The organism is Terrabacter sp. 2RAF25 (genome assembly GCF_052115265.1).
Lineage (GTDB): Bacteria > Actinomycetota > Actinomycetes > Actinomycetales > Dermatophilaceae > Terrabacter.
The window spans coordinates 82,443-102,986 of the sequence record NZ_JBFRGJ010000006.1 but is presented as its reverse complement, the minus strand read 5'-3'; the positions used below and the strand labels follow the sequence as shown (position 1 = coordinate 102,986).

22 protein-coding genes are annotated in these 20,544 nt (G+C 72.2%); 13 read left to right on the top strand and 9 right to left on the bottom strand.

The window, feature by feature from the left end; genetic code table 11:
• Positions 1-40 precede the first annotated feature (40 nt).
• Both AB4091_RS15600 and menD read left to right on the top strand, forming a co-directional pair.
• On the top strand, positions 41-1,336 hold the full coding sequence (locus AB4091_RS15600; RefSeq protein ID WP_442292672.1) for an isochorismate synthase: 1,296 nt from the start codon (positions 41-43) through the stop codon (positions 1,334-1,336).
• A 7-nt stretch (positions 1,337-1,343) separates the two neighbouring features.
• Positions 1,344-3,086, top strand: coding sequence for a 2-succinyl-5-enolpyruvyl-6-hydroxy-3-cyclohexene-1-carboxylic-acid synthase (gene menD / locus AB4091_RS15595; protein WP_442292671.1), 1,743 nt, complete (start codon positions 1,344-1,346; stop codon positions 3,084-3,086).
• A gap of 13 nt (positions 3,087-3,099) precedes the next feature.
• On the opposite strand, the gene AB4091_RS15590 is transcribed toward menD, so the two are convergent.
• The 5 genes from AB4091_RS15590 to AB4091_RS15570 all read right to left on the bottom strand — a co-directional run bounded on the left by AB4091_RS15590 (position 3,100) and on the right by AB4091_RS15570 (position 6,461).
• Positions 3,100-3,807, bottom strand: coding sequence for a 3-keto-5-aminohexanoate cleavage protein (locus AB4091_RS15590; protein ID WP_442292670.1), 708 nt, complete (start codon positions 3,805-3,807; stop codon positions 3,100-3,102).
• 53 nt (positions 3,808-3,860) lie between these two features.
• Positions 3,861-4,865: an o-succinylbenzoate synthase gene (locus tag AB4091_RS15585; RefSeq protein WP_442292669.1), complete on the bottom strand. Its 1,005-nt coding sequence runs from the start codon at positions 4,863-4,865 to the stop codon at positions 3,861-3,863.
• A gap of 96 nt (positions 4,866-4,961) precedes the next feature.
• On the bottom strand, positions 4,962-5,222 hold the full coding sequence (locus AB4091_RS15580) for a hypothetical protein (RefSeq protein WP_442292668.1): 261 nt from the start codon (positions 5,220-5,222) through the stop codon (positions 4,962-4,964).
• Positions 5,223-5,363: 141 nt separating this feature from the next.
• The gene (locus AB4091_RS15575; protein ID WP_442292667.1) at positions 5,364-5,846 is read right to left on the bottom strand and encodes an NUDIX hydrolase; all 483 of its coding nucleotides are present in this window, start codon (positions 5,844-5,846) and stop codon (positions 5,364-5,366) included.
• Between the two features lie 9 nt (positions 5,847-5,855).
• The gene (locus AB4091_RS15570; protein ID WP_442292666.1) at positions 5,856-6,461 is read right to left on the bottom strand and encodes a TetR/AcrR family transcriptional regulator; all 606 of its coding nucleotides are present in this window, start codon (positions 6,459-6,461) and stop codon (positions 5,856-5,858) included.
• A gap of 96 nt (positions 6,462-6,557) precedes the next feature.
• Here AB4091_RS15570 and AB4091_RS15565 point away from each other — a divergent pair, with 96 nt between their 5' ends.
• On the top strand, positions 6,558-7,085 hold the full coding sequence (locus AB4091_RS15565) for a methyltransferase family protein (RefSeq protein ID WP_442292665.1): 528 nt from the start codon (positions 6,558-6,560) through the stop codon (positions 7,083-7,085).
• 56 nt (positions 7,086-7,141) lie between these two features.
• On the top strand, positions 7,142-8,095 hold the full coding sequence (locus AB4091_RS15560; RefSeq protein WP_442292664.1) for a 1,4-dihydroxy-2-naphthoyl-CoA synthase: 954 nt from the start codon (positions 7,142-7,144) through the stop codon (positions 8,093-8,095).
• 119 nt (positions 8,096-8,214) lie between these two features.
• Here AB4091_RS15560 and AB4091_RS15555 read toward each other — a convergent pair whose 3' ends face one another.
• The gene (locus AB4091_RS15555) at positions 8,215-9,243 is read right to left on the bottom strand and encodes an alpha/beta hydrolase (RefSeq protein WP_442292663.1); all 1,029 of its coding nucleotides are present in this window, start codon (positions 9,241-9,243) and stop codon (positions 8,215-8,217) included.
• A gap of 190 nt (positions 9,244-9,433) precedes the next feature.
• Between AB4091_RS15555 and AB4091_RS15550 the strand changes: the two genes are divergently transcribed.
• The 9 genes from AB4091_RS15550 to AB4091_RS15510 all read left to right on the top strand — a co-directional run bounded on the left by AB4091_RS15550 (position 9,434) and on the right by AB4091_RS15510 (position 17,586).
• Positions 9,434-11,185 (top strand): MFS transporter, encoded by a 1,752-nt coding sequence (locus tag AB4091_RS15550; protein ID WP_442292662.1) that lies wholly within the window; start codon positions 9,434-9,436, stop codon positions 11,183-11,185.
• 59 nt (positions 11,186-11,244) lie between these two features.
• Positions 11,245-11,586 (top strand): hypothetical protein, encoded by a 342-nt coding sequence (locus AB4091_RS15545; RefSeq protein ID WP_442292661.1) that lies wholly within the window; start codon positions 11,245-11,247, stop codon positions 11,584-11,586.
• Entirely contained in the window at positions 11,583-12,983 is a 1,401-nt protein-coding gene (locus tag AB4091_RS15540) for a hypothetical protein (RefSeq protein ID WP_442292660.1), read from the top strand. The genes AB4091_RS15545 and AB4091_RS15540 overlap by 4 nt, the downstream gene beginning before the upstream one ends.
• Positions 12,980-13,366, top strand: a complete 387-nt coding sequence (locus tag AB4091_RS15535) for a DUF6188 family protein (RefSeq protein ID WP_442292659.1) — start codon at positions 12,980-12,982, stop codon at positions 13,364-13,366. Before AB4091_RS15540 ends, AB4091_RS15535 begins: the two co-directional genes overlap by 4 nt.
• Positions 13,363-13,749, top strand: a complete 387-nt coding sequence (locus AB4091_RS15530) for a DUF6188 family protein (protein WP_442292658.1) — start codon at positions 13,363-13,365, stop codon at positions 13,747-13,749. Before AB4091_RS15535 ends, AB4091_RS15530 begins: the two co-directional genes overlap by 4 nt.
• 95 nt (positions 13,750-13,844) lie before the next feature.
• Positions 13,845-15,023, top strand: coding sequence for an o-succinylbenzoate--CoA ligase (gene menE, locus AB4091_RS15525; RefSeq protein WP_442292657.1), 1,179 nt, complete (start codon positions 13,845-13,847; stop codon positions 15,021-15,023).
• A gap of 11 nt (positions 15,024-15,034) precedes the next feature.
• Positions 15,035-15,355, top strand: a complete 321-nt coding sequence (locus AB4091_RS15520; protein WP_442292656.1) for a PLD nuclease N-terminal domain-containing protein — start codon at positions 15,035-15,037, stop codon at positions 15,353-15,355.
• A gap of 19 nt (positions 15,356-15,374) precedes the next feature.
• On the top strand, positions 15,375-16,250 hold the full coding sequence (locus AB4091_RS15515; RefSeq protein WP_442292655.1) for a 1,4-dihydroxy-2-naphthoate polyprenyltransferase: 876 nt from the start codon (positions 15,375-15,377) through the stop codon (positions 16,248-16,250).
• 106 nt (positions 16,251-16,356) lie between these two features.
• Positions 16,357-17,586, top strand: a complete 1,230-nt coding sequence (locus AB4091_RS15510; RefSeq protein WP_442292654.1) for a flavin-containing monooxygenase — start codon at positions 16,357-16,359, stop codon at positions 17,584-17,586.
• 3 nt (positions 17,587-17,589) lie between these two features.
• On the opposite strand, the gene AB4091_RS15505 is transcribed toward AB4091_RS15510, so the two are convergent.
• From AB4091_RS15505 to resB, 3 genes are read right to left on the bottom strand one after another with little or no spacing between them, the layout of a single operon-like run.
• The gene (locus AB4091_RS15505) at positions 17,590-17,883 is read right to left on the bottom strand and encodes a DUF4229 domain-containing protein (RefSeq protein WP_442292653.1); all 294 of its coding nucleotides are present in this window, start codon (positions 17,881-17,883) and stop codon (positions 17,590-17,592) included.
• Positions 17,884-17,892: 9 nt separating this feature from the next.
• Positions 17,893-18,891, bottom strand: a complete 999-nt coding sequence (gene ccsB, locus AB4091_RS15500) for a c-type cytochrome biogenesis protein CcsB (RefSeq protein WP_442292652.1) — start codon at positions 18,889-18,891, stop codon at positions 17,893-17,895.
• Positions 18,888-20,498 carry a cytochrome c biogenesis protein ResB gene (gene resB, locus AB4091_RS15495; protein WP_442292651.1) on the bottom strand — a complete coding sequence of 537 codons (1,611 nt, stop codon included), beginning with the start codon at positions 20,496-20,498 and terminating at the stop codon, positions 18,888-18,890. Before resB ends, ccsB begins: the two co-directional genes overlap by 4 nt.
• Positions 20,499-20,544: the final 46 nt, after the last annotated feature.

Below are 20,544 nucleotides of genomic sequence, written 5' to 3'. Positions count from 1 at the left end.
CGGCCGGGGTGGGGCTCGTTCGGCCGTAGAGTTGCAACCGATGTCCACGCTTCCCGCTCCCGAAGCGCCGTCCCCCACTGCGGGGCCGACGGTCGTCGTCCGCACCGTGCCGCTCGAGGCCGCGGACCCCCTTCTCGCCTACCTGCCGGCCGACCGCGAGCACGACGACCTCGTGTCGTGGGTGCGGCGCGGTGACGGGCTCGTCGGCTGGGGCCGCGCGCTCACCTTCGAGGCACGCGGTGAGGACCGGTTCCGCGAGGCCGAGTCGTGGTGGCGTGAGGTCAGCCGTCACGCCGTGGTGCGCGACGAGGTCGGACGCCCCGGCACCGGGCTCGTCTGCTTCGGGTCGTTCCCCTTCGCCGACGACTCGGCCGAGTCCGCGCGCCTCGTCGTGCCGTCGACCATCGTCGGACGCCGCGACGGTCGCACCTGGCTCACCACCGTCTCGCTCGACCCACAGCTGACGATTCTCGAGAAGCCTTCTGTCGCAGACGATCCCGAGCCACCTCGGGGGGTTGCTTTCGCTGACGGCTCCGTCTCACCCGCCGACTACGCCCATGCGGTGGCCGAGGCCGTGGGGCGCATCGGGGCGGGCGGGGTCGACAAGGTCGTCCTTGCCCGCGACCTCGTCGCCACGGCATCAGGGCCCATCGACCCGCGCTGGCTGCTACGCCGCCTCGCCGAGCGCTACGAGAACACCTGGGTCTTCGCCGTCGCCGGACTCGTCGGCGCGACGCCCGAGCTGCTCGTCCGCCGCGACCAGGGCCTCATAACGTCGCGCGTGCTCGCCGGCACGATCCGCCGCACCGGCGACGACGACAAGGACACGGCGCTGGCGGGCTCCCTCGCACGGTCGTCCAAGGACCTCGAGGAGCACGAGTACGCCGTTCGCTCGGTCGCCGAGGCCCTGGCACCGCACTGCTCGTCGATGAACGTGCCCGAGGCCCCCTTCGTGCTGCACCTGCCCAACGTGATGCACCTCGCGACCGACGTCGCCGCCGTGAGCGCCGACGACGCCTCGTCGCTCACACTCGCCGCGTCGCTGCACCCGTCGGCCGCCGTCGGCGGCACGCCGACCGCACGGGCCGTCGAGCTCATCGCCGAGCTCGAGCACATGGACCGCGGCCGCTACGCCGGACCCGTCGGCTGGATGGACGCCCACGGCGACGGCGCGTGGGGAATCGCCCTGCGCAGCGGCGCCTTCGACGCCGAGGACCCGTCGCAGATCACCCTGTATGCCGGCTGCGGCATCGTCGCGGGGTCCGACCCCGAGTCGGAGGTGGCCGAGTCCAACGCCAAGCTGATCCCGATGCGCGACGCGCTCGCGAGCGACTGACCGACCCGTGACCGCTGCCCGCACGGCCTCGGAGCTCGCGCTCCGGCTCGTCCAGTCGCTGTGGCTCGTCGGGGTGCGTGACGTCGTGCTCGCGCCCGGGTCACGCTCGGCACCCCTCGCCCTGACGCTGCACGCCGCCGACCGCGCCGGTGACCTGCGCCTGCACGTACGCGTCGACGAGCGGTCCGCCGCGTTCCTCGCGCTCGGTCTGGCCACCGGATCGCGACGTCCGGTCGCGGTCGTCACGACGTCTGGCACGGCCGTCGGCAACCTCCTCCCGGCCGTGATGGAGGCGCACCACACGGGGCGCCGACTGGTCGTCGTCAGCGCAGACCGGCCCGACCGGCTGCGCGGCACGGGCGCCAACCAGACCACGCAGCAGGCCGGCATCTTCGGCGTCTTCGCCGGTTGTGACGACCTGACGGCCGACGTCTCGGGCGATGAGCTGGATGCCCTTGTGGCGCAGGCCTGCTCGCGTCGGGGGCCGTCCCAGCTCAACGTCCAGCTCGACGGCGACCTGCTGCCGGCCGACCCCGCCCCTGCCACCTGGTGGCGCCGCCCCGACGTTCCCCACGACCACCCCGACCACGCCACCCCCGACAACTCCGCCACGGCGCGGTTGCGTGCCGGGTCGGAGGCGAACGTCGACCCGTCCGTGCGGGTTCCGCGCGACGGAGAGGTGCTGCCGCTCGGGCCCCGCACCGTCGTCGTGGCCGGTGACGACGCCGGACCCGCCGCTCGGCTGCTCGCGGAGGCTGCGGACTGGCCGATGCTCGCCGAGCCGACCTCGGGAGCCCGCATCGGACGCCAGGCGCTGCGCACCGGCCGGCTCCTGCTCACGACCGACCTGCGCGCCCGGGTGGAGAGGGTCGTCGTCGTGGGCCACCCCACCCTCTCCCGTCCGGTCACGACGCTCATCAGCGACCCGGGTCTCGAGGTGCTGGCGGTGCGCGGGCGTGACGGCGTCGCGACCGACCCGGGCCGCGTCGCGCGGGTCCTCGACGTCGTGCCTCGCGTCGAGGCGGCCGACGATGCTGCGTGGTTCGCCGCCTGGCACGACGCAGACGTCCGACTCTCGGAGCTCATCGATGCCGGTCTGGTTGCGGGACAGGGGGATCCGCGGCGTGCGCCAGGTCTCGACTCCGGCCTGTCGCCCCTTGCCGTGGCCGCCGTGGTGGCCTCGGCAGTCGCCGCCGACACCTCGCTCGTCGTCGGCTCCTCCAACGCCGTACGCGACCTCGACGTCATGGGCACACCCTGGCCGCCGTTGCAGCACCGCTTCGTCGTCGGCAACCGCGGCCTGGCCGGCATCGACGGCATGGTCTCCACCGCGATCGGCATCGCCCTCGGTCGACCGCGCGCGGCGCGAACCATCGCCTACCTGGGCGACCTCACCTTCCTGCACGACAGCAACGGCCTGCTCGTCGGTAGCGGCCAGCCTCGACCCGACCTCACCTTCGTCGTGCTCAGCGACGACGGCGGCGCGATCTTCAGCTCGCTCGAGCAGGGCGACCCTCGCTACTCGGACGCCTTCGAGAGGGTCTTCGCGACCCCGCACGGCACCGACCTGGCGGCTCTGTGCTCGGCGCACCACGCGGCCCACGAACGCATCGACGACCTGACGCGCCTTACCGAGGCCCTCAGCGAGTCGCACTCTGGCATCAGGGTTCTCGAGGTCCCGGTGTCGCGAGCAGACCGCCGTGCGGAGGCGACGTGGCTGCGGTCGCTCGCCGCCCGGGCCCGCCCCTGAGGCGGGACGACTCTCAGCCGGGTGGGTCGGGGACCGGCCACTGCGACGGCGTGCTGGGCTCCGAGGTCGCAGCGGCGCGGACCAGCTCCGCGTTGTCGCGCACCTCACGCCCGCTCGCCAGGTGAAGGGTGTCCTCGAGTCCCACGCGAACGTCGTAGCCGGAGGCCTGTGCCCACCGCAGGACCGGCCAGGTCCAGCGTTCCTCGCCGTGGACGACGACAGACACGGGTGACATGCCCAGCGCTGCGAGGATGCGCTCAGCGGCCCAGCGCCCGTCCGACCCCGGGGTCACACCCGGGATGAGCTCGACGAGCACCCGTTCGACCTGCCATGGCCAGTTCGTCGCGACGAAGAGGCTGGCCGCCTCGGGGGTCCAGATGCCCGCCTCGACGCCGCACCCGTTGTCGCGCAGGGCTTGCGCGACCTCGACGGCGCCCTCCTCGTGCCAGTTGACGCTCGCGCAGTCGGGCCCGCCGAGGTCTGGCGAGGGCCACTCCGCGACGTGGGCCACCTTGCGGCGAACGTTGTCGACGATGCCGTCACGCGTCGACACACTCACCCGTAGGCCGGGCGTGGCAGCGCGGATCGCAGTCACCGCGTCGACGACGTGGCGCGTCTCCAGGGTCTCCCTGCCCGACTCGTCGCGCGGGTGGACGTGCACCATGAAGGCGCCGGCGGCGGAGGCGTCCGCAGCCGCGACGGCCAGCTCGGCGGGGGTCACGGGAACCCGACTGTGCTGCCGACGAGTTCGCGACCCGTTGAGACAGGCCTTGATCATCGGGGGACCCCCTCCGTGAGCAGGTCGAGGCAGCGAGCGAGGCGGTCACGCCACCAGTGCTGGCGGTCCGGCGCCGCCGCCAGCTCGTCGAGGGCGGTGGCATCGGGCACGGGGTGCGCCGTCGCGAGGCGCCCCGCGACAGGACGCAGCGGGTCCACCGCGAGGTCCCGCTCGAAGAGGCTCACCGTCCCCAGCCCGCAGGCGTGGTCGAGCTCCGGCAGCGCGGCCGCCAGCGCGATGCCGGCAGCGATCCCGACGCTCGTGTCGAGGGCGGAGGACACGACCGCCGGCAGGCCGCAGGCGTCGACGACCTCGAGGGCAGCCCGCACACCGCCCAACGGAGCCGCCTTGACGACCACGAGGTCCGCAGCGCCCAGACGCGCCACCCGGACCGGGTCCTCGGCCTTGCGGATGGACTCGTCAGCGGCTACGAGAACATTGATCCCGTTGCGTGCCAGAGCAATCCGAAGGCTGGCGAGCTCCTCGACGGTGGCGCAGGGCTGCTCGGCGTACTCGAGGTCGTATGCCGCCAGCCTCGCGAGCGCCTCGACGGCGCCCGTCTCGCTCCAGCCGCCGTTCGCGTCGACGCGGATGCGGGCGCTCGGCCCCATGACGTCTCGCACGGCCGCGACGCGGTCCACGTCGTCGTCGACGCTCTGGCCACGCTCGGCGACCTTGACCTTGGCCGTCGTGCAGCCGTCGAACCTGGCGAGCACGTCGGCCACCCGGTCGGCCGGCACGGCAGGCACGGTCGCGTTGACCGGGACGGTGTCGCGCACGGCAGCCGGCCACCCGGCATACGCGGCCTCGATCCCCCCGGCCAGCCATCGGGCCGCCTCGTCGTCGGGGTACTCCGCGAAGGGCGCGAACTCGCCCCAGCCACAAGGGCCCTCGAAGACAACCGCCTCGCGCACGTCGACACCTCGGAATCGCACCCGCATCGGCAGGGCGACGACATGGGCCGACGCGAGCAGGTCGGCGGCGGCGGGCAGAGGCGTCATGCCTCCCATCATCACCGACAGATCATCCCCGACCGATGCCCGGCACCGTCAGCGCACCTGTCAGCGCACCTGTCAGCACACCGGTCAGGAACCCTGTCAGCGCGTCGGGAAGGCCTCGTGGCGGTCGAGCGTGGGGTCGGGCCGCCCCGCGGGCGGGGTCTGCCCCGATGCCTCGGTCGCTGTGACGTCGGGCTGCTGGTGCCGGTCGCGGCCGACGTGGCAGGCCCGCCGCCCGTTGCTGGTCCACCCGAGCGCCCAGACGAGCCCGACGAGCCACCAGAGACCGTGGCCCGAGGCGCCGAGCGAGATCGCGATCAGCGCGATGCCGGCGATGATGAACGTGCGTGGGACGAACACGATGACCTCCGTTGCTCCGCCGGACCACCCGGCATGCCTCCACGCTAGGTATGCGTGCGCCGCGGGTCCTGCGTCCCCTGTCACGACCTGCCCCTGACAGATGTCACCCCGGCGCGCTGGGTCAGCCTGGAGCGGACGGCCTCAGCGGCCGAGCCGCACGTCCGCCGGGTTGTCGGCCGCGACGGCGATGCGCTCGCGGTGCAGGTCCGACATGGGCGGGAGCCCGTCGAGCGGGAACCACCGGGCGTCGGTCGACTCGTCGTCGCCGGGCCGCGGGTCACCTGAGACCCAGCGGCAGCGGAGGGTGTGGTCGAGGTACTGCCCCAGGTCGCCGTTGACGTGGGTGACGACACCGGTGGCGGCCACCCAGACCAGCCGCTCCACCTCGGCCACGACGCAGGCCTCCTCCTCGACCTCCCGGACTGCCGTGACGTGGGGGTCCTCGCCCGGGTCGACGATGCCGGTCACGGGGGTCCACCGGCCGTTGTCCGAGCGCTTGACGAGCAGCACCTCGTCGGCGCCCTCCGACCTCCCGCGCAGCACGACCGCCGTGATGCCGGGCATCCAGAGGAGCTCGGTCCCGATCATCGAGCGGAGGTGGACGACGTAGGGAGGGATCGGCATGCCGCCACGCTAGCCGCGCGGTGCCTCGGCCGCCGCGGCGCCCGACCCCACGGGACCCGTGAGATAGCGCTGGATCGCCGGACCCACCAGCCGGGCGACCTCGGCCGGCGGCGCGCTGGCGACGGGGTCGAGCGCGAGGACGTCCCGCACGACCGCCAGCCCAAGCATCTGGCTCGCGACCAGGCCGGCGCGCAACGCGGCCGTCTCGGGCCCCGCGACCTGGGCCACCGCCGGCGTGAGCTGCTCGGTGAAGACCTGCCGCAGCACGTCGACGGCGTCGGGCTCGGTCGCGGCCGAGCGCAGCAGCGTCACCAACGTGTCGTCGCCGCCCTCCCACCGGGCGAGGAAGTGCTCGACGAGCCCGCGCCCCAAGCCTGCTCGCGGGCGACCCGTCAGGTCGGGCAGCCGCAGGTCGAGGTCGACCGCGGCCGCGAAGAGGTCGCGCTTGCTCCCGAAGTAGCGCATCACCATCGAGGGGTCGATCTGCGCGTCAGCCGCGATGGCGCGGATCGTCGCGGACCGGTAGCCGTGCCCGCGGAAGTGCGCCCGAGCCGCCTCGAGGATGCGCTGCCGGGCACGGTCGGACTTCGTCTCCCGCGTGGGCTCGTCGATCATGAGGTCCACGTTAGCCAACACCCGTTGACTTCTGCTGGAGCGCGCCGTACCGTATTTGTCAACAAGTGTTGGCAACAGCGAGGCAGGAGGCACAGCATGGACGCTCGATCGGCAGCACTCGGCACGACGGCCTTCGCCGCGGTCCCGGTGACCATGGGCGGGGTGATCCCCTGGCTCGTCGGTGTCGCCGCTCCCGCTGCCTGGCCGGCGTCGACTCCAGGCACCACGGCCGGCTGGGTCCTCGTGACGCTCGGCATCGCGGGCCTCGCCGAGGCGTTCGTCCGCTTCGCACGCGACGGACTCGGCACGCCCTCCCCCACCGCCCCGACCCAGCACCTCGTCGTGACCGGGCCCTACCGCTACGTGCGCAACCCGATGTACGTCTCCGTGCTGGCCGCCATCGCCGGCCAGGCGTTGCTGTGGCGCAGCAGCGCCGTCCTCGCGTATGCCGTCCTGTTCGTCGTCGCGGTCACCGTCTTCGTCGCCCTCTACGAGGAGCCGACGCTGCGCGAGACGCACGGTGAGGAGTACGACCGCTACGTCGCCACCGTGCCGCGCTGGCTGCCGCGGCCCGGCCGCGTCTGGCCCCGCCCCGGCGCGACCACGCCGGGTCCGGGGCACTGAGCCGGGCGGCATACGCCCTCGGCAGGGGGGCCCACCGGCCGCGTAGGCTGCCCGCCGTGAGCACCGAACGCGCGACCGTCTCCGAGACCTTCGACCCGGCCGAGTGGGACGAGGTCCCGGGCTTCGACCTCACCGACATCACCTACCACCGCCGCCGGGCCGCCCCGGGCCGCCCGCACGCCGAGTCGGGAGTCGTGCGCATCGCCTTCGACCGTCCCGAGGTGCTCAACGCGTTCCGCCCGCACACCGTCGACGAGCTCTACCGCGCCCTCGACCACGCCCGCATGACCCCCGACGTCGGCGTCGTGCTCCTCACCGGCAACGGCCCCAGCCCCAAGGACGGCAAGTGGGCGTTCTGCTCGGGCGGCGACCAGCGCATCCGCGGCCGCTCCGGCTACCAGTACGCCGAGGGTGAGACCGCAGAGACGGTCGACCAGGCGCGGGTGAAGGCCCAGGGCGGTCGCCTGCACATCCTCGAGGTGCAGCGACTCATCCGCACCATGCCCAAAGTCGTCATCGCCGTCGTGAACGGCTGGGCGGCCGGCGGCGGGCACTCGCTCCACGTCGTCTGCGACCTGACGATCGCGAGCCGGGAGCACGCCCGCTTCAAGCAGACCGACGCCGACGTGGGCAGCTTCGACGCCGGCTACGGCAGCGCCTACCTCGCCAAGATGGTCGGCCAGAAGTTCGCCCGCGAGATCTTCTTCCTCGGACGCACCTACTCGGCCGAGGACATGCAACGGATGGGCGCCGTCAACATCGTCGCCGACCACGCCGACCTCGAGGCCGAGGCGCTGCAGGCCGCCACGGAGATCATGGGCAAGAGCCCGCAGGCGCAGCGGATGCTGAAGTTCGCCTTCAACCTCACCGACGACGGCCTCATGGGCCAGCAGGTGTTCGCCGGCGAGGCGACCCGGCTCGCCTACATGACCGACGAGGCGGTCGAGGGCCGCGACCAGTTCCTCGAGAAGCGCGACCCCGACTGGTCGCCGTTCCCCTGGTACTTCTGAGCCGGTACTTCTGAGCTGCTTCCGAGCCGCTTCCGAGCCGCTTCCGAGCCGCTTCCGAGCCGCTTCCGAGCCGCTTCCGAGCTGCTTCCGGGCTGCTTCGGGGCCGGGCGGTCGCCGGCTCAGAGCGAGAGCATCAGCTCGACCGTCGCCTCGACGACCTTCTGCTGCGCCTGCGCCCGCCCGACCGTGGGCGAACCGTCGCCGGGCTGTTCGCCGTAGTCGCCGAAGTAGGAGTGCACGGCCCCGTCGACGCGGGTGTATGCCGTCGTGCGGGGCAGCAGGGCGCGGCTCGCGGCTACGTCGGCCGGGGTGGTGAACGCGTCGCGGGTGCCGCTCACGGAGGCGACCTCGAGGTCGGTGCGCCCCGCCAGCGACTGGTCGGGGTAGGACGCCCACAGCACCAGCCCGCGGACGAGGCCGGGGTGGTCGAGGGCGAAGCGTGCCGCCGCGACGCCGCCGAGGCTGTGGCCGCCCACCGCCCACTCCCGCACCTCGGGATGCTCGTCGACGAAGGACTGTGGCGCCGTCGTCGCGAGCAGGCCGATGTCGAAGGGCGCCTTGACGATGACGACCAGCACCCCCTGCCTCGACACCTGCGACAACATCGGCACGTACGCGCGGGGGTCGACGCGAGCCCCCGGCTGGAACACCAGGCCGCGGGTCGGCGTGGTCCCCTTGGGCGCGATGCTGATCTGGGTCGCCGCGTCCGTGACGCGCACGTCGGCGCCGCCGCCCAGGGCCGACACCGCGGCCGGGGTCGCAGCGAACGGTCGGAGCCAGACCAGCGCGCCGAGCACGGCCACGGTGGCGACCACGCCCACCACCTGCCCGAACACTCGTCTCCAGCGCGGCCGACGGCGGACCCGCCGACGGTCGTCGGCCCTGTCGCGGACGAGCAGGACGACGCCGATGAGCCCGCTGGCGGCGAGTGCGATCACCTGAGCCGGGTTGCCCGACAACAGGATCGACTGGTCGAGCAGGAAGAGGGCGAGTGGGACGACGATCCAGACCACACCGAGCACGACGCCCAGGTGCGTGCGCGATCGCCGGTGGACGACGGCAGCCGAACCCTCGGTCCCCTCGTTGCCACCGACTCCCTCGTCGGCCCCATCGACCCCCTCGAAACCCGCGTCCCCCACGGTCTTCACCGTTCGAGCGTAGCGAGGGGGCGAGGGACGAACCGGTCATCGCCCGGGGCAAGTTCCGGGGCAAGTTCCGACACTTGCCGGACCCGCCGCAGCGGCTTCCGCCGCCGGCCGCCCAGGGCCCACGTGCCGCCCGTCAGCCGTTCCCGGTGTCGGTCCCACCTCCACCACCTCGAGGAGGCAGGATGTTGGGGTGGGACCCAGCGACGAGCGCACCGCCGGCAGCGGACGCCGCGCGCCCGCGAGCGGCAGCGCGCGTGCTCGCGAGCAGGATCCCGGGCGCGGTTCCCGGACGCACCCCAGCGTGCCGGATCCCGATGTGCCGGACACCGATGTGCCGGACACCGATGTGCCGGACACCGATGTCCCGGATGTCGTTGCGCCGAACCCCGATGTGCCTGAGGGCGGCCGCCCTGCGAGCTTCCGCCAGCCGGCCCGCACCACCGCGCTGAACGCGACGCGCGCCGTCGGCCGCGGCCTCGGGCGGGCGGCCGCCGGAACCGCCCGGGCCACGGCCCGCTCCGGCCGGTTCGCGGCGACGAAGGCGCATACCTTCACCCACTCCGGTGGTGCCGGCGAGACCGGCCTCGCCCGCATCACCGAACTCCACGCGAGCCACACCGCCGGCGACACGATCATGACGCTCGCCCTCGCCGGCACCCTGTTCTTCAACCCCCAGACGGCACAGGCCCGCGGCGACGTCGCGACCTTCCTGCTGCTGACGATGGTGCCGTTCGTGCTCGTCGCGCCGCTCATCGGGCCGCTGCTCGACCGCTTCGCCCACGGGCGGCGGTGGGCCATCGGCACGACCCTCGCGCTGCGGGCCTTCCTGTGCTGGGTGCTCGCCGAGGCGGTCAACAACAACAGCAGCTGGCTCTTCCCGGCCGCACTCGGCTGCCTCGTCGCGTCACGGGCCTACAACATCACCCGCGCCGCCGCCGTGCCGCGCCTCCTGCCCGCCGGCACGACTCTCGTCCGGGCCAACTCGCGCGTCTCGATGGCCGGTGTCGTAGGCGCCCTCCTCGGCGGCGTGCTCGGCGGCCTGGGCATGCTCGCCGGGCCGGCGTGGGCCCTGCGCGTGGGCTTTGTCGTCTTCGTCATCGGCACGGTGCAGGCGATCCGGCTGCCATCGCTCGTGGACTCGTCGGTCGGTGAGGTGCCGATCGAGGACACCGCCCCGATCGCGGTGAGAACCGTGCACCGACCTGAGCGACTCGCGCGACCCGACGGCCCCAGCTCGCTCCGGGGCACCCGGCGAGGCTGGACGGAGGACGAAGCCGGACGGCATACGTCCTCGGAGCACGAAACCCTGACGGTGGACTCGCTGGGCCCGCTGGGCCGGTTCCGCCGGCGCAAGCAGGCGATCCCGTGGCCCGTCATGCACGCCATGTGGTCGACCGGTGGCACCCGCGTGCTCACCGGCTTCCTCATCATGTTCATGGCGTTCCTCGCCAAGGAGCACCCGATCGACGGCTTCCGAGGCGAGCTCGTGCTCGCGTTCATCGCCGCGGGCATCGGCGTCGGCAACGCCTTGGGCAGCGTCGTCGGCAACGTCGTGCGTGACCAGCGACCCGAGCGCATCGCGATGGTGTCGGTTCTCGCCGCCACGCTCAGCTGCCTTGCCACCGGTATCTGGTACGGCGTCTGGACCCTCGTCGTGCTCGGTCTCGTGCAGGGCCTGTCGGCGCAGCTCGCGAAGCTCTGCTTCGACGCACTCGTGCAGCGCGAGGTGCCAGAGAACGTGCGCACGTCGGTCTTCGCGTGGTCCGAGACGATGCTGCAGGTGCTGTGGGTCGTCGGTGGCGCGCTGGGCATCGTGCTCCCGCTCAACCCCTACATCGGCTTCCCGGTCTGTGCGGTGGCGCTCGTCTGGACCGTCGTCATGGCTGCCCGACAGCGGCGCCGGGCGACCCCGGCGCGCGCGACGCCCCGGCCTGCTGGCTGACCCGGAGGCTGTGGAGAACTCTCTGACCGTCGGCGCGAGAGCCCGTAGGTTTCGGACCCATGAGCTACGCGATCGACACGCAGGGCACGCGGCGCGTGGGATCCACGTTGCTCACGGCAGGTTCCGGACTCGCAGACTGCGCAAGGGGATTCGCGCGGGCTGGTCGCTCTGCAAAGTTGGGTTGCGGCGACGCCCACCCGGCCCTGTCCGTCTCGCTCGCCGCCTTCGTGGCCAGCCACCTGGCGGCGCTCGAAGCTGCGTCGACGGGCTTTGCTGCACTCGGTGACGCGCTCGACCAGACTGCCCTGGCGGCCGATGCGACCGAGGTCCGTGCCGCGCTGGTCCTCGCGTCGACCGGCGGGCCGACCGGGCTCTCCGGGCCGACGCGCCCAATCCCATGACCCGGGTCGTCGAACGCACCGCCTCGCTTGCCCCTCCGGTCGGAGACCCGGGGGCGATCCGGGCTGCGGCGCGCGAGCTTCGCCGGGTGGCCGCGCGCGGACTCGCGAACGGCGGTCTGGATGCCGCCGCCGCAGCCGAGCTCGCGTTGGTCTGGAACGGCGATGCCGCTACCAGGGCGCGATCCGATCTCGCGGTCCTTGCCGCCCGAACGCGTCGCGTGCTTCCTCGTCTCGGCCACGCTGCCGACGGGCTCGACCGCTTCGCCGGCGCGCTCGAGCGCGCGGCCGGACAGGTGGACGGCCTTCGGCGTCGCGCCGATGACGCGATCGACGAGCACGCCCGCCGCGTGGCCGCCGCGCAGGCCACGACGACAGAACCGACGACGTATGCCGCTGCCGTGGCCCTGGCCGGCCGCGACCGCGACACGGCCCTCAGCTCGGTGCACCGCGCCCTCGGCACGGTCCTCGACGAGCTGAGCGCTGCCGCAGGCCACTGCGCGCGGCGGCTCGACGCGCTGACGGCGGAGGCGTTCACACATCAGCGCGCCTCCGGACTGAGCGTCGGCGCCGCCACGGCTCCGCCGGGGGCCGCGGGTTGCGCTCCGGACGTTCGCGCCTCGTTCATCGGCGACCTGGGGTTCGTCCAGGAGCGCATCGACGTCGCCTCGCGGCCGAGGGTCGGTCACATCGAGGTGCGCGAGCAGCGCCAGTGGTGGGAGGACGCCCTCGAGCACGCGGGTGAGGCCGGGGCGTGGACGTACAACCACACAGCCGTGCCACTGGTGAACGGCGCAGCCGACGTCGGGCAGGCGGTCATCGAGCATCCCGAGGACCTGCTCGAGATCGCCCTCGGGACGGGCGGGATCATCCTCGGCGCAGGGGGCGAGATCGGAGGGACGGTCCTCGACGCCACCGGCGTCGGCCTGGTCGTCGGAGTGCCGCTCAACGTCGCGGCCGCCGCCGTCGCTGCGACCGGCGTCGGTGCTGTGGCCCACGGCGCGACGAGTCTGGGCGAGCACGCCCGCGCCAACGACAACCGCTGGCTCACCGAGGCCGATGCGCCCACCGTGGGTCGTGGAATGGCCGGCGACCCCCTGCCCGACTCGACGCGTCCCGACCTGGCCGGCTCGAACTGGAAGGGACGCGTCTCCGACAACGGCAAGGGCGAGGTCTGGCAGGATCCCGACTCCATCTTCGCGACCAAGGGCTCACCTGAGAACGTCAACTCTATCCGTTTCATGGATCCGAGCTCTGACTACCCACACGGCTACGTGATCTTCTACAACTCGGAGGGCCAGCCACTGACTGCCGAAGGCAAGCCTGGTCCAAGATCGCAAACACACCTTGCCGTTGACGGCGACGGCACGTTCCCCATTCCTGAAGGGTGGTCATGGTGATTCCCGACTTCGCTGGCGACATCGTCATCGCCGTCCGGCACGAGTACGCCGTCGAGCTCTGGACAGAACGCCACTGGGAGTTCCGACTCGCCGGACACACTGTCCTCGAAATCGACGGCCGTGCACCGCAGGCCATCGACAACGACGCTCCTCCCGAGGCAAGGGACACCGACCTCATCCAGAGCCTCGTCGGGCAGACGTTCAACTCAGTTGCTATCTCACCTGAGGGTCGCCTCGACATCAGCCTCGCCGGCGCCCGACTCAGCGTGGACCCGGACGACCGTTGGGAGTCCTGGGAGTTGAGCGGAGCCGGAGGCGCCAAGATCGTGTGCGTCGCAGGAGGGGAGCTGGTGACCTGGGCAGCCATGGAGGAAGGATCATGATCCCTGATTTCACCCGGATGACCGTCTCGCGCGTGCAGCTGGACTGGATGGTCCGGCTCTGGACGAGCGGTGGCGGACAGTTCAATCTCGAAGGCGACGTCTTCGTCACCCACCGAGGCCGGCCTCCCGTCCAGGTCGACATCTCACAGTCCGTCGAGACCCCGCCCAAGGTCCTCGCCGACCTGCTCGGCCAGGAGGTGACCGGTGTGCTGGTCTCACGCACCAACGACCTCGCCATCAATCTCGTCGATGCCCAGGTCTCCTGCCGAGTCGACCCTGCCTACGAGTCGTGGACGATCCACGGCCCCCACCGCGCGATGGTCGTGTGCATGCCCGGTGGGGAGCTCGCCGTCTGGAGTCCACCGTCGGAGGGCCGGTCCTGACCTCGCGGGCATAGGTCCCACGCCACGGACAATGAGGCATACACAGGCGGGGGGCGTCTCCGTTGCGAGGCGAGGCCGCAGGCACAATGGGGTCCATGACGGCGCTGCAGCTGCTCCCGGTGCCCGCCGGACCCGACGTGCTCGACGTGCTGCCCGCTCTGGAGGCCGCCGTGGCCGGTCATTCGCCGGTGCTGCCGTATGCCGCCGCTGACACCCCGCCGTCAGTGCCGTCCCACGACCCGGACGACCTGCCCGACGGACTCGCCGTCGCGATCGGCACGTCCGGCTCCACCGGGCGCCCCAAGCGCGCTCTGCTCACGGCCCAGGGCCTCGAACGCTCTGCGTGGGCCACCCACCAGGTGCTCGGCGGCAGCGGGGCCTGGCTGCTGGCGATGCCTGCACACCACATCGCCGGCCTGCAGGTGCTGCTGCGATCGGTCGCGGCCGGAGTCACGCCCGTGGTCCTCGACCTGCGCGACGGGTTCTCAGCCGACTCCTTCGTGGCAGCGAGCGCCAAGGTGCACCCGAGCGGGCCGGCGCGACGCCGCTACACCTCGCTCGTGCCGACCCAGCTGAGCCGCCTCGTCGACGACCCCGCAGGGCTCGAGGCCCTGTGCCGCTTCGACGGAGTGCTCGTCGGTGGCGCCGCGACACCGAGTGCCCTTGTCGAGCAGGCCCGGCGCCTGGGCGTCAACCTGAACCTGACCTACGGCATGAGCGAGACCGCAGGCGGGTGCGTCTACGACGGGAGTCCGCTGCCCGTGAGCCGCGTCCATGTCGACAACGACCGGCACGTCGTGCTCGGCGGTGACACGGTCGCACACGGCTACCTGGGCGAGCCGGCGCTCAGCCGTGACGCCTTCAGCACCGACCTCGACGGCATCCGCTGGTTCCGCACCGACGACCTCGGCCACTTCGACGACGAAGGCCTGCTCATCATCGACGGCCGCGCCGACGACGTCATCAACACCGGGGGCCTCAAGGTCAACCCCGGCGTCGTCGAGGACGCCATGTCGCGTCACCTCGACGACGTGCTCGATGTCGTCGTCGTCGGCCTGCCCGACGCCGAGTGGGGCGAGTCCGTCTGCGCCGCAGTGACCCTCGTCGACCCGACAGGCCGCCTGACGACCGCACAGGTGCGCGAGCGCCTGCGCGGGATCCTGCCCGACGCCGCACTACCGCGGCGTGTCCTCGTGCTGCCGGCCATCCCGCAGCGGGGTCCGGGCAAGCCCGACCGCACCGCCATCCGACGCGCTGTGCGGGGGTCCGCCTGAGCGGTGGCAAGATGGGGGTGTCCACCCGGTCGACGAAGGAGATCAACGTGCCACGCGTCGTGCTCGTCGCCCTCGTGGTCTTCGCGTCGATCTACGCCTTCGTCGACTGCGTGCAGACCAACAGCCGTCTGGTGCGGATCATGCCGAAGCCCGTCTGGCTGCTCGCGACCCTCGTCCCGGTACTCGGACCGATCTTCTGGCTGGTCGCGGGTCGCAGCGACGCTCGTGGCGGGCCCACACCGCGCGGACCCGGCCGACGGCCACCCGGCCCCCGCGGCCCAGCAGGTCCGCGAGGCCCCGACGACGACCCCGACTTCCTCCGCAAGCTGTAGAAGGACTCCCCCAGACCCCATGGCCACCCTGTCCCAGTGGATCGAGGGCGCTCGTCCACGCACGCTGCCCGCCGCCGTCTCCCCCATCCTCGTCGGCACCGGCGCCGCCTACCAGACCGGTCACGTCGTCTGGGCGTATGCCGTCCTCGCCCTGGTCGTCGCCCTCGCCCTCCAGGTCGGGGTCAACTTCGCGAACGACTACTCCGACGGCATCCGCGGCACCGACGAGGTACGCGTAGGGCCGGTTCGTCTGGTCGGCCAGCGGCTCGCAGCCCCCCGCTCGGTCAAGATCGCGGCGTTCTCGTGCTTATTCTTCGCGGGCCTCATGGGCCTGGCCCTCGTCGGCCTCTCGGGTCTGTGGGTGATGATCCCGATCGGCGCCGCGGCCATCGTCGCGGCCTGGTACTACACCGGCGGCTCCCGGCCCTACGGCTACCTCGGGCTCGGCGAGGTGTTCGTCTTCGTCTTCTTCGGGCTCGTCGCCACCCTCGGCACGATGGCCACCATGACCCCGCCCACCGCCGCGGGCTGGTGGGGCGCCATCGGCGTCGGCGCCCTGTCGTCGGGGATCCTCGTCGCCAACAACCTGCGTGACATCCCCACCGACCGCGAGCACGGCAAGCGCACCCTCGCCGTGCGCATGGGCGAGTCCGGCACCCGCTGGTTCTACGTCTCCCTGATCGCCGTCGCGTTCGTCATGACCGGGCTCGCGACCTTCACCTCGCCCTGGGTCCTGCTCGCGCTGCTGGCCGCGCCGCTCGTGGTCAAGCCGATGCAGGCCGTCGTGGGGCGGGCCACGGGCCGCGGTCTCATCCCGGCCCTGGCTGGCACCGGACAGTTCCTGCTGGCCTGGTCGCTGCTCCTCGCCGTCGGCCTCGTCCTGGGCCGACGCTGACTCCAGCGGTCGAGGTGATCCCTCGCGACCCAGCGCGGCGGCATACCTCGACGGGGGCGTCTCGGTTTCGCTGACGGGGACCCGGCGTGAGTGCCACCGTGGAGAGGTGCACGAGGAGATCGACGTGGTCGTGATCGGCGCCGGGCAGGCCGGTCTCGCGGCCAGCCACGAGCTGGGCCTGCGTGGGGTCGAGCACGTCGTGCTGGAGGCCGAGTCGCCGGGCGCGTCATGGGCGCACCGGTGGGACAGCTTCACCCTCGTCGGCCCGAACCACCTCGTGCTGCTGCCGGGGGCACCCTACGAGGGTGACGACCCCGCCGGCTTCATGTCACGGGAGCAGATCACGCACCACCTGGAGGACTACGCGTCACGCTTGAATGCGGACGTCCGGCACGACACCCCGGTGCGCGCGCTGCGACCCGGCCGGGCGGGTGGCTACGACCTGGAGACCGACCACGGCACCGTGCGCAGCCGCGTGGTGGTCGTGGCGACCGGCGCCTACCAGCGACCGAACCAGCCGGCAGCCGTGCAGTCGCTCCCGTCCGGGCTGACCCGCGTCGACGTCTCGCAGTACCGCAACCCGGCCGGTCTGCCCGACGGCGCGGTGCTCGTCGTCGGCTCCGGGCAGAGCGCCTGCCAGATCGCCGAGGAGCTCGCCGAGGCCGGTCGCGAGGTCGTCATGGCTTGCGGCAGGGCACCGTGGTTCCCGCGGCGCACTGGAGGGCGCGACGTCTTCGAGTGGCTGCTGGACACCCCGTTCTTCGACCACCGCGTGAGCGACCTGCCGACGCCCGCTGCACGTCTCGGTGCCAACCCGCAGGTCAGCGGCCGGGGCGGCGGCCACGACCTCAGCTTCCGCACGCTCGCGGCCCTCGGCGTGCGGCTCGGTGGCCACCTCGTCGGCTCGGACGACACCACCGTGCGGATGGCCCCCGACCTCGAGGCCACGCTCGGGGCCTCGGACGCCGCACACGACTGGCTGCGCGACCTGATCACGGCCAGCTGCGCGCAGAAAGGGCAGGCGTCCCCCGACGTCCCCGATCCTGCGCCGTTCTCGCCACGGCCGGTCGAGAGCGTGCCCGTGAGACACCTCGGGGCCGTGGTCGTGGCCGCGGGCTTCCGTAGCCGCTACACGGAGTGGATCGACGTTCCGGGCCTGGTCGACGAGCAGGGCTTCCCTCGCCACGACGACGGCGAGAGCACCGTGGCGCCCGACCTGCATTTCGTCGGCGTGCACTTCCTCAGGACACGACGCTCGGCCTTGCTCTTCGGTGTCGGCGACGACGCCCGCGCCACCGCCACCCGCATTGCCGGCCGGCTCGGCCTGGCCGGGTGACCCTCAGCGACCGGAGCTGAGCGGGCCCTCGTGCCCGGCGTCCTCGGCGTCCTCAGCCGCCTCGTCGCTCGTCGGGTCGGGCTCCAGGCGGCGGCCCTCGGCCTTCGCCTCGTGCCGCTCGACGAGCTTGGCGGTGATCTCGTCACGCATGCCCCGGAGCAGGATGTAGGAGGCGGCCGCCGACGCCAGGGCGGCAGCGCCGATGAGCAGCGCAGGGCTGTTGCGCAGGCCGATGAGCCAGAACAGCAACAGGAACCCGAAGAAGATCAGGATGCGCAGCAGGGAGTAACGGACCACGGCAGACCCTCAGCCCATGCCGGAGTAGTTGTGCATGCCGACGAAGGTCGACACGAGGTTGACCAGCGTGAAGTTGACGATCACCGCGACGTAGCCGGCGAGGGCGATGTACATCGACTTGCGGTGGTCGACACCGGCCGTGGCCCGACCATGCATGTAGGCCGCGTAGACGGTCCAGATGACGAAGGTCCAGACCTCCTTGGGGTCCCACTGCCAGTAGGCGCCCCACGCCTGCTTGGCCCAGATGGCCCCGGCGATGAGGGTGAAGGTCCAGAGGATGAAGCCGACCATGTTGAGGCTGTAGGCAGTGCGCTCGAGCGACTGTGAGCTCGGCAGCGACTCGATGAAGCTGGGCTTCGCCGGCGGCTTCTCCTCGCGGCGGAGCCGCACGAGGTAGAGCAGGCCGACCGCGGCGGCGATCGTGAAGAACGCGACCGCGATGAAGGCGACGGAGACGTGGATGCCGAGCCAGTACGACTTGAGGGCCGGCATGAGCTCGCCCGCCTCGGTGTAGAGCACGGTGAGGGCGAGCCCGAGGACCAGCAGGATCGGCGTGACGATGAAGACGCCGAGCCACTGCCAGCTGTTGCGCCTGGCGAGCACGCTGTAGGCGGCGCCGACCGCCGCGGCTGCGGCCGTCGCGAACTCGAACATGTTGCCCCACGGTGGGCGGCTCACGGCCAGCCCGCGCATCAGCACCGACGCGACGAGCAGCGCAGTGGCGAGGTAGGTGAGCATCAGGGCGATGCTGCCGCGCTGGCGGCTCTTGAGGCTCTCCTCGAAACCGGGCCCCGCGGCGTACGGCGTCGCGGCGCGCCGCTCGGAGGTCGGAGCCCCCGAGCCGACGAGCACCTGCTCGCGTGCGTCGGCGGTGACGCTCGCGCCGGCCTTGGAGTCGGCCACCTTGGGTGCGCGCGCCGCCAGGTGCCACGTGAAGGCGAGCATGGCGAGCGTGTAGACGATCATCGACGCGTAGAGCGCGGCGTTGGCGTTGGCTGCGAGGTTCACGAGCGGTCGGTCCGTTCTGCAAGGCGGTCGTGCACGCCGGTCGTGATCGCGGTGACGATCGCGGCGAGCCCGGGGTCGGAGTCCTTCGAGAGGCCACCGATGGTGACCACGGTAGTCGGTGTCCCGTCGGCGCCGGGAGGGCCTGCGGCGCCGGCAGCGCCCTCGGCTACGGGGCGCACGCGCACGAAGACGCGTCGGCGCTTGATCGTGAGGCCGAGGATCAGCCCCAGGGTGGCGAGGACGGCGCTGACGAGGCTGATCGGCGCCCCGGGGTCGGTGCGCACCGAGAGCCCGGCGAAGCGCTTCACGCCGTCGAAGGTGATCGAGCCTCGCTCGCCGGGCAGCTGGTAGGTCTGTCCGGGCTTGAGGCGCACCAGCGCCGGCGAGCCGTCGGCCTTGGTCACCTGCTTCATCTGGTCGGTGTTGAGGGTGTAGACCGACTGCGGGGCCCCTCCGGGGAAGAGGTTGCCTTCCCACACCGACAACGCCAGCTCGGGGTTCTTCGTGTCGGGGAAGAGGGAGGCTGGCCCGTTGGCGAAGGTCGGCTCGGCGGTCGGCAGGAAGAAACCCGTGAAGCCGAGCTGTTTCGGCGACGCGGACGGCACCTTGATGACGCCGACCGAGCGGTAGTTGGAGTCCTGGGGCAGGAAGGGCGTCGCCTCGCGGTAGAGCACGGTGCCCTTGGCGTCGCGGACCGTGACGACCGGCGTGTAGCCGTTGCCGAGGAGGAAGATGTCGGCGCCGTCGACGGTGATCGGGTGGTTGACCGAGACGGTCTCGTCGCTGGCCGGCGACGCCGGGTCGCGCTGCAGCCGCGTCTGGGCGTCGAAGAGGCGCGGCGCCCCGAAGCCGCGGCCGGGCGTCTCGTTGAACTCGACGTCGAGCTTGTTCAGCGACAGGACGAAGGGTGGCAGGCTCTCGGTGTCGACCCACGGGCCCGGCGAGAGCGTGTTGTAGGTGCCCGCCGACGAGGCGAACTTGTCGCCCTCGGCGAGGATGATGTCGCCGCGCCAGCCGAGCACGTGGCCGACAGCCATCCCCACGATGATGCCGGTCAGCGCGAGGTGGAACAGCAGGTTGCCGGTCTCGCGGAGGTAGCCGGACTCTCCAGAGATGCTGACGCCGTCGTGCGAGTGGAGCCGGAAACGCTTGCGCCGCAAGGCACCACGGGCGGCCTCGAGCGCCTCGTCGGGCGTCAGCGACGTGGTCACCTCGGCGTGCTCGTCGAGACGGTGCAGTCTCGCCGGGGCCTTCGGCGGGCGCGCTCGCAGGGCCGCGACGTGGACCTTGGTGCGCGGCACGATGCAGCCGACGAGCGAGATGAAGAGCAGCAGGTAGATCGCGGAGAACCACGGCGACGCGTACACGTCGAAGAAGCCGAGGCGGTCGAGCCAGGGGCTCGTGGTCGGGTTCTGGGCGATGTAGTCGGCGACCCGACCGGCGTCGATGTTGCGCTGCGGGAAGATCGAGCCCGGCACGGCTGCGATGGAGAGCAGCAGCAGCAGGAAGAGAGCGGTGCGCATGCTCGTCAGCTGGCGCCAGCCCCACCGCAGCAGGCCGACCGGACCGAGGGGCGGCAGCGTCGGCTCCTGACGGTCGGGCCGCATCCCCTTGCGTATGCGTTGGGTTCCCTGGGTGCCTGACCCGCCCTTC

Bases quoted from the DNA above. Each gene is read 5' to 3' on its own strand.
- AB4091_RS15600 (WP_442292672.1), top strand. From the start codon at position 41: ATGTCCACGCTTCCCGCTCCCGAAGCGCCGTCCCCCACTGCGGGGCCG.
- AB4091_RS15585 (WP_442292669.1), bottom strand. From the start codon at position 4,865: ATGACGCCTCTGCCCGCCGCCGCCGACCTGCTCGCGTCGGCCCATGTC.
- AB4091_RS15575 (WP_442292667.1), bottom strand. From the start codon at position 5,846: ATGCCGATCCCTCCCTACGTCGTCCACCTCCGCTCGATGATCGGGACC.
- AB4091_RS15570 (WP_442292666.1), bottom strand. From the start codon at position 6,461: ATGATCGACGAGCCCACGCGGGAGACGAAGTCCGACCGTGCCCGGCAG.
- AB4091_RS15565 (WP_442292665.1), top strand. From the start codon at position 6,558: ATGGACGCTCGATCGGCAGCACTCGGCACGACGGCCTTCGCCGCGGTC.
- AB4091_RS15545 (WP_442292661.1), top strand. From the start codon at position 11,245: ATGAGCTACGCGATCGACACGCAGGGCACGCGGCGCGTGGGATCCACG.
- AB4091_RS15540 (WP_442292660.1), top strand. From the start codon at position 11,583: ATGACCCGGGTCGTCGAACGCACCGCCTCGCTTGCCCCTCCGGTCGGA.
- AB4091_RS15530 (WP_442292658.1), top strand. From the start codon at position 13,363: ATGATCCCTGATTTCACCCGGATGACCGTCTCGCGCGTGCAGCTGGAC.
- menE (WP_442292657.1), top strand. From the start codon at position 13,845: ATGACGGCGCTGCAGCTGCTCCCGGTGCCCGCCGGACCCGACGTGCTC.
- AB4091_RS15520 (WP_442292656.1), top strand. From the start codon at position 15,035: ATGGGGGTGTCCACCCGGTCGACGAAGGAGATCAACGTGCCACGCGTC.
- AB4091_RS15515 (WP_442292655.1), top strand. From the start codon at position 15,375: ATGGCCACCCTGTCCCAGTGGATCGAGGGCGCTCGTCCACGCACGCTG.
- resB (WP_442292651.1), bottom strand. From the start codon at position 20,498: ATGCGGCCCGACCGTCAGGAGCCGACGCTGCCGCCCCTCGGTCCGGTC.